The 14,354-nt window shown below is 34.4% G+C and carries 17 protein-coding genes; 13 read left to right on the top strand and 4 right to left on the bottom strand.

What is annotated here, in order from left to right; genetic code table 11:
* Positions 1-123: 123 nt before the first annotated feature.
* Positions 124-489, bottom strand: a complete 366-nt coding sequence (locus GMD78_RS14500) for a YugN family protein (protein ID WP_155669516.1) — start codon at positions 487-489, stop codon at positions 124-126.
* Between the two features lie 258 nt (positions 490-747).
* Here GMD78_RS14500 and GMD78_RS14495 point away from each other — a divergent pair, with 258 nt between their 5' ends.
* From GMD78_RS14495 to coaD, 7 genes are all read left to right on the top strand, one after another.
* The gene (locus GMD78_RS14495) at positions 748-1,815 is read left to right on the top strand and encodes a CAP domain-containing protein (RefSeq protein WP_155669515.1); all 1,068 of its coding nucleotides are present in this window, start codon (positions 748-750) and stop codon (positions 1,813-1,815) included.
* Between the two features lie 143 nt (positions 1,816-1,958).
* Positions 1,959-2,342 (top strand): spore coat protein YlbD, encoded by a 384-nt coding sequence (ylbD, locus tag GMD78_RS14490; protein ID WP_155669514.1) that lies wholly within the window; start codon positions 1,959-1,961, stop codon positions 2,340-2,342.
* Positions 2,343-2,350: 8 nt separating this feature from the next.
* Positions 2,351-2,584, top strand: a complete 234-nt coding sequence (locus tag GMD78_RS14485) for a YlbE-like family protein (RefSeq protein WP_155669513.1) — start codon at positions 2,351-2,353, stop codon at positions 2,582-2,584.
* A gap of 58 nt (positions 2,585-2,642) precedes the next feature.
* A complete protein-coding gene (locus GMD78_RS14480) occupies positions 2,643-3,089 on the top strand; it encodes a YlbF/YmcA family competence regulator (RefSeq protein ID WP_155669512.1) in 447 nt (148 codons plus the stop codon).
* Positions 3,090-3,162: 73 nt separating this feature from the next.
* The gene (locus GMD78_RS14475) at positions 3,163-3,438 is read left to right on the top strand and encodes a YlbG family protein (RefSeq protein ID WP_155669511.1); all 276 of its coding nucleotides are present in this window, start codon (positions 3,163-3,165) and stop codon (positions 3,436-3,438) included.
* Between the two features lie 397 nt (positions 3,439-3,835).
* Positions 3,836-4,393, top strand: coding sequence for a 16S rRNA (guanine(966)-N(2))-methyltransferase RsmD (rsmD, locus tag GMD78_RS14470; protein ID WP_155669510.1), 558 nt, complete (start codon positions 3,836-3,838; stop codon positions 4,391-4,393).
* A gap of 15 nt (positions 4,394-4,408) precedes the next feature.
* Entirely contained in the window at positions 4,409-4,888 is a 480-nt protein-coding gene (gene coaD, locus GMD78_RS14465; RefSeq protein WP_155669509.1) for a pantetheine-phosphate adenylyltransferase, read from the top strand.
* 175 nt (positions 4,889-5,063) lie between these two features.
* Here coaD and ylbJ read toward each other — a convergent pair whose 3' ends face one another.
* On the bottom strand, positions 5,064-6,275 hold the full coding sequence (gene ylbJ, locus GMD78_RS14460; RefSeq protein WP_196493832.1) for a sporulation integral membrane protein YlbJ: 1,212 nt from the start codon (positions 6,273-6,275) through the stop codon (positions 5,064-5,066).
* A 271-nt stretch (positions 6,276-6,546) separates the two neighbouring features.
* On the opposite strand from ylbJ, the gene GMD78_RS14455 reads away from it, so the two are divergent.
* Entirely contained in the window at positions 6,547-7,569 is a 1,023-nt protein-coding gene (locus GMD78_RS14455; protein ID WP_155669508.1) for a SepM family pheromone-processing serine protease, read from the top strand.
* Positions 7,570-7,582: 13 nt separating this feature from the next.
* On the opposite strand, the gene GMD78_RS14450 is transcribed toward GMD78_RS14455, so the two are convergent.
* Positions 7,583-8,800, bottom strand: a complete 1,218-nt coding sequence (locus GMD78_RS14450) for a nucleotidyltransferase (protein WP_155669507.1) — start codon at positions 8,798-8,800, stop codon at positions 7,583-7,585.
* A gap of 218 nt (positions 8,801-9,018) precedes the next feature.
* Between GMD78_RS14450 and GMD78_RS14445 the strand changes: the two genes are divergently transcribed.
* The 4 genes from GMD78_RS14445 to GMD78_RS14430 all read left to right on the top strand — a co-directional run bounded on the left by GMD78_RS14445 (position 9,019) and on the right by GMD78_RS14430 (position 11,197).
* On the top strand, positions 9,019-9,549 hold the full coding sequence (locus GMD78_RS14445; protein WP_155669506.1) for a YceD family protein: 531 nt from the start codon (positions 9,019-9,021) through the stop codon (positions 9,547-9,549).
* Positions 9,550-9,596: 47 nt separating this feature from the next.
* Entirely contained in the window at positions 9,597-9,770 is a 174-nt protein-coding gene (rpmF, locus tag GMD78_RS14440; RefSeq protein ID WP_155669505.1) for a 50S ribosomal protein L32, read from the top strand.
* A gap of 67 nt (positions 9,771-9,837) precedes the next feature.
* Complete coding sequence (locus GMD78_RS14435; RefSeq protein WP_155669504.1) at positions 9,838-10,599, top strand: enoyl-CoA hydratase/isomerase family protein; 762 nt, start codon at positions 9,838-9,840, stop codon at positions 10,597-10,599.
* A gap of 112 nt (positions 10,600-10,711) precedes the next feature.
* A complete protein-coding gene (locus GMD78_RS14430; RefSeq protein WP_155669503.1) occupies positions 10,712-11,197 on the top strand; it encodes an RsfA family transcriptional regulator in 486 nt (161 codons plus the stop codon).
* 128 nt (positions 11,198-11,325) lie between these two features.
* Here GMD78_RS14430 and GMD78_RS14425 read toward each other — a convergent pair whose 3' ends face one another.
* Positions 11,326-11,802, bottom strand: coding sequence for an N-acetyltransferase (locus GMD78_RS14425; protein WP_155669502.1), 477 nt, complete (start codon positions 11,800-11,802; stop codon positions 11,326-11,328).
* Between the two features lie 738 nt (positions 11,803-12,540).
* On the opposite strand from GMD78_RS14425, the gene bshC reads away from it, so the two are divergent.
* A complete protein-coding gene (gene bshC / locus GMD78_RS14420; protein WP_155669501.1) occupies positions 12,541-14,163 on the top strand; it encodes a bacillithiol biosynthesis cysteine-adding enzyme BshC in 1,623 nt (540 codons plus the stop codon).
* Positions 14,164-14,354: the final 191 nt, after the last annotated feature.

The raw sequence follows: 14,354 nt of genomic DNA, 5'->3' as shown, positions 1-14,354 counted from the left end.
TTTTTGATTTTGAACAGACAAATAATTACTAATTTATGATAAAGTTATTGTTTTCCGTTAGTTTTATATATGAAGAAGCCAACAGCAGATATTTGCTGTTGGCTTTTAGTTTTTATGATAAAATTACTTTTCATAATTACTTAGTTCGTCTTTAACCTTAGCAACTATTTTATTTGCTCGTTCTACAAGGTTTTCAGGAAAGTTTTCTTCTTCACCATATTCAACACCATGTGGGTAGTAGTGCTTTCCAAGTAGTGGAGTTAGTAATTTAATTACTGCATTTCCACGATCTACATCGCCTTCGATAGCATATCCTTGTATACGAATATAATATGTAATATTTTTTTCTTTAGATCCAATTTTATAATCATATGTTACACGCTCATAATCCCATTGACCTGCACGAATAAATGCGTGTTTACCCATTATGTGATCAAGTGGTTTTAAATCCATTACCGTATCTTCAATACCTAAATTCTCTAGTCTCATTTTCTCCACCTCGCAAATTTATCATCACTAAAACTATAATAGTACGAAATACTTTAAGTTGCAACGGAAAAGGAAAATAATTTCATTTTAATGAAGGTTATGTTCAATAAATTGAAACATCTTTTTTCTAGTATAATTTTTATAAATTAGTATAACTATTAAGAATGGAATTCAAATCTAGTACATATAGTTAAAATATATCATAATTAAATAAGGCTGTTTTAATGTGAAAAGAGTCTTTAATAAAGGAGAATCTCCATGCGTATTATACGAAGTTTAATCGTGCTATCCATTATAGCTTTAATCGCTTTTTACATTATAGGAAAAACGAATATGACTCCAAAAGAGGCGATTGATCAAATCACACTAGTATTTGATGAGAAAAAAAATGAATTAAGAACCAAAAAAGTACCTGAAAAAATGATTGCTGATCAAAAGCTAGAAGGAGATTTATTTAGATGGATCGGTAAAGACACTGATGAGTTATTAGACACACTCGGAGAACCAGTACGTAAAGATAAAAGTGCCTATGATTATGAATGGTGGGTATATACAAATGAAACAACAAAATATATGCAGTTTGGTGTGGTCGAAGGGGAGATTCAAACTATTTATGCAACAGGGTTAGAACTAGATATTGACCCTTTTACGATCGGAGATTCCTATGAATCGATAGCTGAAGAACTTTCATTTGAAAGTGATGTATCCTATAATAAAGGACTTTCATCTTACACCTTTCAATTAAAAGAAGAGGATATAAAGAGACGACCATTAGCAAAGATTACTAATGATCTATTTATTCAACCATATTTTGATACCTTTACTGACAAGCTATCTTCCATACGAATTATGACTGGTGAAGTGTTATTAAAGCATCGACCATATGCACTACAATATCGGGGAGATTTACCTCCTGAACCTAATTATAGTGATGAAGAGTGGGAAGAGATTGAGAATGGTATGGAACAACAAATATTTGATATTTCTAATGTTATCCGTAATTTTTATGATAAACCTACATTGAACTGGGATGATACTGTTCGAGAGGTAGCATATTTGCACAGCAAAGATATGGCGGAGAATAATTATTTTTCCCATTATGGACTAAATGGTGAAGGATTAAAAGAAAGGCTAGAAGAAAAGGAAATCTATTATTTTGCAGCTGGTGAAAATATTGCAGCTCAATATGTCGATGCACCTGCAGCGGTAGAAGGTTGGTTAAATAGTGAAGGTCACCGTGAAGCATTATTAAGTACAAAATACACCCATTTGGGAGTAGGGGTGTTTCGCTTTTACTATACACAAAATTTCTTAACCAAGCCATAAGAAAACGCATGTCATCATGCGTTTTTTTTATGCAAAAAATAGGCTATGCACATGGCTTGGTTTGGTCGCATAAATTATTTAGAGGAAAAAAATTTACTTCTTTGGCAGATAATTTATTTCTAGAAAAAAATGGGGTGAATAGAATGAGTGATGATTTACATCCTAAGATCGCTGCATTTAAGAAATTTATAAATGATCATCCGAAACTAAGAGCAGAGATACGAAAAAATGGTAGATCATGGCAGGAATATTACGAAAAATGGGTGTTACTTGGAGAAGATGACCCAATGTGGGAGGAGTTTATTGAGAAAGAACAAGAGTCGAGTGAGAAAAGCGGGAGTAAATCCGAATTTTTTAGTCAATTAATGAGGTTAACGGAAAATGTTGATATGGATAAGGTTCAAAAGCAAGTACAAGAATTAAGTGGTACAGTATCAACTTTGCAAGAACTACTAGGACAATTCCAGGATAAAAAGAAACCTAACCCAATGGTAAGAAATCAACCTTTTAATTGGTTTAGGGATTGATAAAATCTATGAATAGATATTGTTATCAATTTTTAAAGTCTCGACCAGAATTATTGCACTTCGTACGACAAAATCCAATTTGGTATCGTTATTTAACTAGGGATCCGAATAGGTTATCGGAGTTAGAAAAAGAAGCCAGGCAGTTTTACGGGAAGACATTTACACAACAGGTTGAAAGAATAAATAACGGTGTTCAAATGGTAGGCATGTTTCTACAATTTGCTGATTCCATGAAAGATTAGGCGTTTTCATTTTCACTATGCCAAAATAATGGTAAGATAAGAGTGGAGGTGAATACGTATGATAGCCACTCTAGAATATGTAGATATCTTAGATCGAGCTGAATTATTAGGAGACATGATCATACATTCAGATGTTGTAAAAGCTTTTCAAAAAGCACGTCACGAATTGAACACCGACCCTGAAGCACAAAAGCTAATTAAAGCTTTTAATGATATAAAAATACAATATGAGGATGTTCAGCGATTTGGTAGATACCATCCAGACTACAATGAAATCATGAAAAAAGTCCGTACAACGAAGCGTGAAATGGATATGCATGATAAAGTCGCTAACTATAAAATTGCAGAACGTAATCTTCAAAGATTGTTAGATGAGATTAGTGAATATGTTGCATTTAGTGTGAGTAAGGATATTAAAGTGCCAAAAGATGGTGCAGCTTTAACAGATGGTTGTGGCTGTGGAAGTGGCGGTAGTTGTGGCTGTGGTGGCAGTAAGGCTTCCTAAAAAAGCTATTATTGAACGAATAGCCATTTTCTGATAAGCTATGTGGAAATAAAGATGTAAGCGGGGAGACATAATGAGAACAAAACGACAAGGTATCATTGTTTGGTTTCAGCATATGAAAAATTTAAAGCAACTGAAACGATATGGCAATTTATTATATGCATCAAAAAAATTAAAATATGCAGTTATTTATGTGGACCAGACTGAATTAGAAGAAGTAGAGTCTAGATTATTGCGACACTCGTTTGTCTCACGTGTAGATCTTTCTTTTAAACCTGAAATTCGTACAGAGTTTGAAGGTGCAAAGCCAGATAAAGCTAAACAATATGATTATAAAATGGGTATATAAAATCCTTTGCGGTAAAGATTCCGCAAAGGATTTTTGTGTATTTTATTAAAGTAAATGATAGAAAGTAGAATCGAATCAGCCATGTCTTACTTCCCATCCAATGTTTGTTTCATCTAATACCAGTCTAGCTGCATAAAAAAACCTGCAGAAATATTTTCTGCAGGTCCCTTTGTTTTCTTGTTAGAAAACAAAAAGGCAAAGGGAGAGGAGAAACCGGAGGAGAACTTATGGGGAAGTGTAAGTCTCTTCTCCGTGTTTTGAAACAACCAAGCTACGCATTAGCTGTCTCATATGTTATTATGTACAAGGGTAAAAAATATATACATATTGCGTAAATTTTTTTTACAAGCTAAACTATATTGGTAATGTCGAATAATGTCCACATGAGGTGGTATACATGCGAGTAGTTGCAGGAATACATAAAGGTAGACAATTAAAAGCAGTACCTGGTAAATCAACTAGACCGACTACTGACAAGGTAAAAGAAGCGGTGTTTCAAGTAATGGGACCCTTTTTTGATGGGGGTATTTGTCTAGATTTGTTCGCTGGCAGTGGTTCATTAGGAATAGAGGCAATTAGTAGAGGAATGAATCGATGTATTTTTATCGATAAACATCCAAAAGCTATACAAACAATAAAAGAGAATGTTAGAAGCTTAAAAATAGATGAAAGTATCGAGGTCTTTCGCGCTGATGCATACCGTGCACTAAAGGCGGCAGCCAAAAGAGAACTAACATTTAAATTAATTTTCCTTGATCCTCCGTATGGAAAGGTGGATTATGAGGAATTATTAAATGAAATCGTCAATCACCAATTAATTGAAACAAATGGAATAATCTACTGTGAACATGATCCAGCTGAAACCATCTCATTCTCATTGGAAAGTTTTCGTCTAGTTAAACAGGTTAATTACAGTGGTACAATTGGCGTCACTATTCTTGAACATATTAATTAAAGGAGGTAATGCATGATGGGGAGATTAGCAATATGTCCGGGTAGTTTTGACCCTATTACATATGGGCATTTAGATATTATTGAACGAGGTGCCTCGATTTTTGACGAAGTGATTGTTGCTGTTTTCAATAACCAATCAAAGAACCCATTATTTTCTGTCGAAGAGCGTATGAGCCTTATTAAGGAATCAACGAAGCATTTATCAAATGTAAGCGTTGATGCAAGTGCTGGCTTGTTAATAAATTATGCTAAACAAAAAAACGCTCAAGCAATTTTACGTGGATTAAGAGCAGTCAGTGATTTTGAATATGAGATGCAAATTACATCCATGAACAGAAAATTAGATGAAGAGATTGAAACATTATTTATGATGACGAATAATCAGTATTCTTTCTTGAGCTCAAGCATTGTAAAAGAAGTAGCAAAATATAAAGCGAATGTATCTGATTTAGTTCCAGAACCTGTTGAAAAAGCCTTACAACAAAAATTCAAATAATAATGCTGCTCACCAGGAAGATAATCCATTATCATGTACATAACATAATCATTACAGTTTAATAATAGTGGATGGAAATTTCATGCGATTTCCATCCACTATTTCAATTTAGTGGTGAAATATCTAAGAATAATCCATCTCCAGTATTTTGCTACCAGTAACCCTACATCATTTTCTAATTATTATTCATTCTTCTAAGTGAAATATAGACAGCAAGTGCCAGGAAAACGATCGTAATCAGAGGTCCTATCTGACTTATTTGTTCTAGAACCTGATACATATTATCCTGTTGAATAGGCTTACTAACGGGAACCTCGTCCATTTCAAATACTTGCCTATTTACATAGAGTGGTCTATATAAAAGGATGATTAAGAAACTGGCAATAAATCCATGTAGAATTCTTGCGAAAAAATAGGGTGCAAATCGAATGTCTGTTTTTGAAATGATACTTGCAACTTGAGCTTGGACAGAGAAACCGTTAAATCCTAATATAAAACTTACAACAATAATACTAGCTAAAAACGGATCCATAGATTCTTTTGAAACCAAATTAGCACCAATCGTTATTTCAAATAGCCCCGAAATAAAAGGCAGGGCTAATTCCACTGGTAATCCAAATAGTATAAAAATTTGTTGGAAAACAAGTGCAATGATTGGGGTGATCTCTATTAAAAATAGTAATTTTGTTAAGACTGAAAATAAAATAATGAATCCACCAACCATTACTAAAGTTTTAATAGAGTTTAAAACTGCATCACCCATAACCTCTCCAAGAGGACGAGTATCTTTTATTCGCGTTTCATGCATTTCCGTAAAAGCTCGCTTTAACGAAGTTTTTTGTTTAGGTTTATACGTTTTATTCTTTTGGTCCTCTGTTCGACCATAAAAGCGCATGCATATGCCTACAAGAGCATTACCTACATAATGACATGTAGCAAGAAGAATCCCTAGCTTTGGATCATGAAAGAATCCAACCGAAATTGCTCCAAATATGAAAAGAGGACTAGATGCATTGGTAAATGAAACAAGCCTCTCTGCCTCAATTTGTGAAAGCTGTTTTTCTTCTCGTAATCGTACAGAAATTTTTGCCCCAGTTGGGTATCCGCTAGCCATACCCATAATCCAAGCAAAACTACCCGAACCTGGAACATTAAATAAAGGACGCATAACTGGTTCGAAAATAACTCCAAGAAATCTTACTACACCAAAGCTAAGTAATAAATCTGCTATAATGAAGAAAGGTAATAAGGAGGGAAAAACGATTTCCCACCACATGTCGAGTCCACGGATACTCGCTTCCAAGGCATCCTTTGGGAATTTTATTAATGTAAATGCAAAGAAAATGGTAAAGCCTGCTAGCATCAATGTTTTCACTATTTGTTTCAATATTTTGCCTCCTAATGGTGAATCTTGACTGTACTTATTTTTAAGGTAATAGTAAAATAATTCTAGTTTGTAAAATATGTACAGGTGTAATATGAATTAGACAAGTATTCGTGCCTATATCAATATACGCTTTAACGGTAGTAGTTTATGCCACACACTTTTTAGGTGGAGCGAAAAGATTGCGTAATTGTCTGGTAATAAAGTCAATATTTTTATTAGTTAATACATATTAATGAATGTAGGAAGTTACCATGATAAAAGGAGATTTTTTATGAAGTTTACAAAAAGACAGATAGTTTATTTAGTAATTGTTGTTTTCATTGCCCTAATTCTCTCTTCCTATAAGCTGCCATACTATATTCAAAAACCAGGTGGTGCAGATGCATTAAATCCTATTGTAGAGGTTGTAGGTGGATATCCTAGTGAAGGAGACATGCATCTTGTAACTGTTAGGGGAGGACAAGCTACTCCGATTCAATATATGTTTGCGAAGGTATTACCTTATCAAGAAATATTACCTCTTCATGAAGTTCGACCAGAAGGGATAACTGAGGAGGACTATATCCAGGCTCAATTACAAATGATGGATAGTTCTCAAGAAAAAGCAATAGTTGTCGCGTATGAAGCGGCAAAAGAAGATATAATAATTGAGGATAACGGTGTGTATGTTGTTTCAGTTTTAGAGGGTGTGCCAGCAGATGATATTCTACAGGTTGGCGACTTGATTACCAGTATTGATCAGATAACGATGAAGAGTGCCGAGGATTTAATTAGCTATGTGTCAAACAAAATAGCAGGAGATACTATTGAAATTGAATTTGAACGTGATGATGAATTAAAAACGGAAAGTATAACCCTTGCTGAATTAGAGGAGTTAGATAATAATGTTGGGATTGGTATCAGTCTAGTGACGGATCGGAAAGTGCAAGTTGATCCAGAAGTAAACTTTTCTAGTGGTAGAATTGGCGGCCCAAGTGCGGGTCTTATGTTCTCATTAGAAATATATGATCAACTAACGGAGGAGGATCTAACAAAGGGATATGAGATTGCCGGAACTGGTGAAGTTGATTATGAAGGAAATGTACTGCGAATTGGTGGTATTGACAAAAAAGTAATTGCTGCTGATCGCGAAGGCTGTGAAATTTTCTTTGCTCCAAATGAAAATGGGGCTAGTGATTCGAATTATGAAATAGCCAAAAAAACTGCTGAAAAAATAGGCACAGACATGAAAATTGTTCCTGTAGATACCTTTGAAGATGCTCAGTCATATTTACAGGAGTTAGAAAAAAAATAGACCTTTGATAGGCCTATTTTTTTTCTATGACTGGACCATACAATTCTTGTTTGAAAAGCTCGAACCTATTTTTTGTAGGTAGTACACTATAATACGCATTGGTAGCTCTTTCTTCCATTGATAGTAGTGGATGGTTGTTACGCCTTAATTTAGTAATGAGTGGAATGTCCATTTTCTTCTTTTGTTGACTTAAATATTCTTGTCCTTTCTCCGATAACCCTAATAAACGAACATAAGGTACAGAAGAAATCCCTTCTAGTAGCTGCATCTCTGATTTTTTTGTATTAGTAAGTAAATGTACAAAAATACGTTGAATTCTCGTCCATGTATACCGCTTTGTTTTAATCTTTGATACCCAGTCAACAAATGAAGCCGCATTTCTAGCGGTTTTTTTAATCCGATGTTCAATACCTTCGTCCATCCCGCTGATAGATGAAAGTTCCTCTAGTGACATAGTTTGTACACGATAATGTAAGAGTGGGAAATAGTGCTCCCAGGAATGCCATGTCGTTGCTTTTTGTTTATATTCTTTCAACTGATGAACGGTTTCAACTGGTATTGTATAGTCAACTTCATCTGCAGAATAATTATTTTGTAATAGTTGCTTACGAATGCTAGTAGCGCTAGCAATCGAACCGGTTATTGTTTCATCATGATAATTATTATTTGTTCGTTTAATGGTAAAAGGTTCGATCGGTAGCTGATGATCTTTGATAGCTTGGACATAACTAAATCCTAAAATATTATTTGGTTTTGTTAAATCAATCTGATTAGGTTTTAGACCGATTTCTTGATAAGCTTTTTTGCTTGCAACTGGATAAGATAATCCTTCATCTAATCCGATTGATAACTGTTTTTTGTATGCTGACTGGTTTTGTGTAAGTGTTTCGTACCCAGCTATGAATGGTGAAATATCTCCTGATTCACTACCAAAACAAATACTATCGACACCAATTTTATGTAGTGTTAAGATAGCACCTTTTGCAAATAAATAGCTACTTTGTACAGCAAAAGGATAAGGTAATTCTACCATTATATCGATACCGGTTTTAATTGCGGCTTTTGTACGGTGATACTTATCGATAATTGCTGGTTCTCCTCGTTGTAGGAAAGTGCCACTCATTACTGCGATCATACAGTCGGCATTTGATACTTTTTTGGCTTCATTGATATGATAAACATGTCCATTATGAAATGGGTTGTATTCAACAACTAGTCCACAAGCTTTCATACTAACACTCCCACGACTCTAGTATGGTATATTGTACCAAAAAAAACATGTTTGTGCATGACCTACCTTCCAATGATCCTTTTTAAAAATGACTATGTCGTATGACTTAGGGAATACTATGTATAAATTTGACTAAATTTTTCAATCTGTAAAGAAAATATATTGACAAAACGCTATTTTCCTTTTACAATTACTCTTGTTGCCTTGAGGTGAAAACAATGAAATTTACAGTAACACAGATTAAGAAAAAAGCATTTAATGAACCTTTTACATTTGATGAAAAGGTCGATGTTTCAGAGCTTGAAACAATGAATAACGATATACGACGAATTGATCCTGTACAAGTACAGGGAGATTGTTTGGTACAAGGAGATCAATTTATCTTTTCATTTACAATTCGAGGTGAAATGATTTTACCTTGCGCACGGACATTAGTAGATGTAGAATACCCCTTCGAAATTAAAGCTAGGGAGATTTTTACTACTTCAACCTATCTTGTCGACGAAGATGGAGATAGTGAAATTCATCTAATTGATGGAGAAGTGCTTGACTTAACGCCGTATATCAAGGAAAATATTTTATTGGAGGTTCCTTTTCGAGTGTTTTCTGATGAAGCGGATGACCAACAAAGCTTCCAACAAAAGGGAAATGATTGGGAAGTAACTTCGGAAAATGCAAAGGAAAAGAAAATAGATCCTCGTTTAAAGAAGCTTGAGAATCTATTTAAAGATAATGAGAAAGAAAAATAAGAATATTGATTCAAGTTTTGCTTTCGTATTTGAAGGAGGTGTAAGTCATGGCAGTACCTAAAAGAAGAACTTCAAAAAAAGTTAAAAATCAACGTCGTACTCATAAAAAATTACACGTACCTGGCATGGTAGAATGTTCAAATTGTGGTGAACTAACAAAACCACATCATGTATGTAAAGCATGTGGACATTATGATGGTAAAGAAGTAGTAAATAACTAATGAGACTAGATAAAAAACAGATCACCTAGGATAGTGATCTGTTTTTTTATGTTGTGGGGGGAAAACGATGGGAGAAACGGTTCATTATTATCGTAATAGAGACGGATATGGAATTATTATTTTAGATCGTATAAAAAAGCATAATGCAATTTCTAGACAAATGGCTGAAGACTTTAGGAATTCATTGAAAATCGCAAGTCAAGATCAAATAAAGTTTCTTATTGTTACTGGAGCAGGGGAGAAGATGTTTTGTTCAGGTGGTGATCTTAGTGATCTTCATGGAGATTTGTCACCTAATGACGCATTCGAACGATTAGTTGAAATCAAAGAGATTTTGTACTCCTTAGTAACGTTTCCGGTACCGACTATATGTTTACTAAATGGAAATGCTCTTGGAGGTGGTTGTGAGGTAGCAACTGCCTGTGACTTTAGAATTGCAAAAGAGTCTACGATGTTTGGTTTTGTACAAACTAAGCTTGGAATTATACCAGGTTGGGGTGGCGGAGAGCTTCTATATAAAAAAGTACATTCGAGTTTTGCAATTCAATGGTTGTTGGAAGCAGAAACATATTCAGCTAGCTATCTGCTGCAACAGGGGTGGTTACATAATGTTGTCTCGAAGGATAAATGGAATGATCAAATGGACGTGTTAGGTCCATTTCTTTCAAAGTCATATGAACAAATGAGAGTACTAAAAGATCAATATAAGGAAAATCTAGATATTAATCTTTTATCTGAACAAATGGAAAAAGAAGTGCGAAGATGCGCTAACCTATGGGATTCAGATGAGCATATCCAGGCAGTTCGGCACTTTTTTAATCGTAAGTAAAGAGAAGTTTGAAATTAATAAATGTAAAATTTCGTTCGTAAAATATCAAAGTGTGATTCTATCACTCCTATTTTTAGCATACATTGATAGCAAATAGATAAGGAGTGATGTTATGAATGCTACACGCCAGGATGCCTGGACTGAAGATGAAGACGTTATATTAGCAGAAACAGTGCTTCGCTATATCAGAGAGGGGAAAACCCAACTAGAAGCATTTAAAGAAGTGGCAAAGCAATTATCACGTACTTCAGCAGCTTGTGGTTTTAGGTGGAATGCCACCATCAGAAAACAATATCAAGAAGCAATTCAACAGGCGAAGGAGGATCGAAAGAGAGGTGCTACGCCATCGGCTGTACCTACGCAATTTTTTAGTACAGGTGATAAGCTATCACAGGAAAAAGATACACTAGAGACAGCTATTTTACTTTTAGAAAAAATGAAATCAGAATATGCTGTAAATCAAGATTTAAATAAGCATGAAAAATTACTTAATCAATTGAAAGAAGAAAATGAAAAATTAAAAGAAAAATTGTCACACTATGAAAACGCTTGGGAAGAAATGGGTAATTTATGGAAATGGGTAAAAGAAAAGAAATAGTTGATTGAGACATTACGATGCGTGGTAATTGTAAACGTCCTATTTTTAGCCATTATAATAAGCCTAAAAAGTAGTAAAAGACATGAATGTTTAGCTAATCATTCATGTCTTATCTATTAATTCGATCATTATGAACTTTTTTCGTTAACACCTTCTGGCAACCAAATTAACGGGTTTTCTCCTAGATCGCGTTCCATTTCATACTTAGCCTTTTGGAAACCCATTTTCTCCCAGAATCCATGTGAATTAATTCTAGGATTCGTTTTTATTGGTAGGTTGTATTGTTTAGCGAAGTCTACTAGGGCTTTTCCATAACCTTTTTCACGATAATGTGGAAGCACTTCCAATTTCCATAACTCTAAATAGTCTTGTGCGGGTTCAAAATAGGCATCGTATTTTTTATCTACTCTATACAAGCTCATTCTAGCAACTAACGTATCTCCGTAATAAATTCCATAAAATGGTGATTCGCTATTATTTTCCACAATGTTTGATTCAAGATCTTCTAACATGGATAATTCTTGGTTTCCGTATTCTTTAAAACGTTTAAATTCTTCGAGCGTTTTATAGTTAATTAAAAGTCTCTCAACTTTAACTTCATGCATAAAAAACATCCTCCCCCGATGTCAGAATTATATATTGTATTTGTATCATTAATATTATTATAATATAAAATGTTATAGAAATAAATAACATATAGTAACAATCTAATTATTGTTATGAATATTCAATCGTATTTTGAGTATTAAATGTGGAGATGAGCTAAAGGGATGAGGATCTATTAGGATAACGGATTCTGTGTTCCATTAAATGAGGATTAGATGTAGAATGTGCAACTTAATGTCCAGAAAACTCTTAAGAAAAGACCAAGTATCAGCAACGTGATTTTCGCTGCGGGCAGTCGCTTTCACAGTGTCTACTTTGCCGCGGGCAAGGCTTCAGCCAGGGAACATCTTGAATATGCTTCTTTGCCCTTGCACCGAGGAACTATGCTTTGAAGCAATGCTAGAAGACGCAGGCGCATCAGTGCGGGGTCTTCAGACACGTGCTGTTCCCACTGGAGTCGACTGCCCTCCGCTCTAATCACTAGACTTAATAGCATCCTATGTTATTAAAAAACTAATATATAATATGAAGTTTAGAAATCAATAACAACGGAGAAAACATATGAAGACGTGGGAGGAAAGGCATCGGTGAGATCCCGCAGTTCGACAGCAAATAAAGATCATACGATATATTATTCTCTTTAAAACAGGAAACATGAAATTCTATTTTATTTTATGTACAATACATAATAGGCATAAATATGAACATTGAACAAACTTTAAAGGAGCATGTAATCTATGCGGATCGAATCAATACATATAGAAAACCAAAGTCAGTTAATGCGAGATTATCGAAAAAGAAAGCATAATATTATGCAGCATTTTGATTACACCGCATCGTTTAATGATCTTAACCAACGGGTTAGTGATTTACAACACCGAAAATACGATCGTGAACAATTAGCAAATTCCCTATATCAAATGAATAAACAGTGGGGTGCTCCTGAAAGTTCATTAGTAAATATAGAACGGTTACGTGATGATCAAAGCTTAGTTGTCATTGGAGGTCAACAAGCAGGGGTGTTGACTGGTCCTTTATATTCTGTAAATAAATTAATTTCGATTATTCAATTTGCTAAACAGCAAGAGGAAAAACTACAAATTCCAGTCATTCCTGTTTTTTGGATTGCTGGAGAAGATCATGATTTTGATGAAATAAACCATGTGTTTATGCAGGAAGAAAACAGAATGAAAAAGCACACTCTAAATCAAAGAATCACAGAAAAGCGCTCTGTGTCACAGATTCCATTAGAAGAAGATAAAGGTTTAGAATGGTTAAATCAGGTTTTCGGTCAGTTGCATGAAAGCGAATATACAAAGGATCTATACGATGTCGTAAAGGAATGCTATGTTCAATCGGAGAGTTACGTTGACTTTTTTGCGAGGTTGATTTTGAAATTATTTCCTACAGAAGGCGTTGTTTTGATTGACTCCGCAGATCTAAGAACACGAGATCTAGAAACGGATTATTTCCTTTCTTTAATTGATAATCAAGAAAAGATCAGTGAAGGAGTATATACATCTGTACAGAAATTAAATCTAGATGGATATTCTATAGCTTTGGAATGTGATACAACTAATGCACATCTTTTTTATCATCAAAAAAATGAACGAATCCTTTTAAATCGAAATGAAGCAGGAGACTGGGTTGGGAAACAGAATGAAGTGAAATTATCTACTGAGGAGTTACGTAAGATTGCTGTAGAACAACCTGAGTTATTAAGTAATAATGTGGTTACACGTCCATTGATGCAGGAGTTATTATTTCCAACTTTAGCATTTATAGGAGGACCCGGCGAAATAAGTTATTGGTCTGTTTTAAAACCGGCATTTCATGCGTTAGATATAAAAATGCCTCCAGTCATACCACGGTTATCATTCACCTACATTGATCGTAAGGTGGAAAAGCTATTAACTAAATATTATATTTCTCCACAAGAGGCAATTAATAATGGAGTAGATATAAAAAAAGTAAATTGGCTAAAGGCTCAAAGTAATCCACCAATTGAAAAATTGGCTGATGAATTAAAACAATACATTACAGAAGCGCACCAGCCATTACGCGAATTATCAAAAAGTATTCGCTCAGACTTAGGGGATTTAGCAGAAAAGAATCTGTTTTATTTACATCGTGATATTGAATTTTTACAAAGGAAAATAGTTAAAGCACTAGAAGAGAAATATGAAAAGGAATTATTAGAATTTGATTTATTAAATAATATCTTACGCCCTATGGGAGAGTTGCAAGAAAGAATATGGAACCCATTACCATTTTTAAACGAATATGGGTTGGGATTCATTCACCACATTACAATACAATCCTATTCATTTGAAAATGAACATTATATCGTGTTTGTTTAGACTTGATATAAATTACGTTCGCCTACCGGTTAATCGGTATTGGCGGACGTTTTTTTGTATTTTAACGAATTATCCCCACCATCCCCCACCACTTTTCATTATCCTGATCATACCATTGCTAAACTACAAGCGAGAAGTTTGGAAAAACTTTCTGATTAGGGACTTTCAAGGGTTTTATTGCAATGATAAAA

It is taken from the genome of Ornithinibacillus caprae (assembly GCF_009728145.1).
Taxonomy (GTDB): domain Bacteria; phylum Bacillota; class Bacilli; order Bacillales; family Amphibacillaceae; genus Ornithinibacillus; species Ornithinibacillus caprae.
Note: the sequence above shows the minus strand (reverse complement) of the source record. Positions and strands in the feature narration are given on the sequence as shown.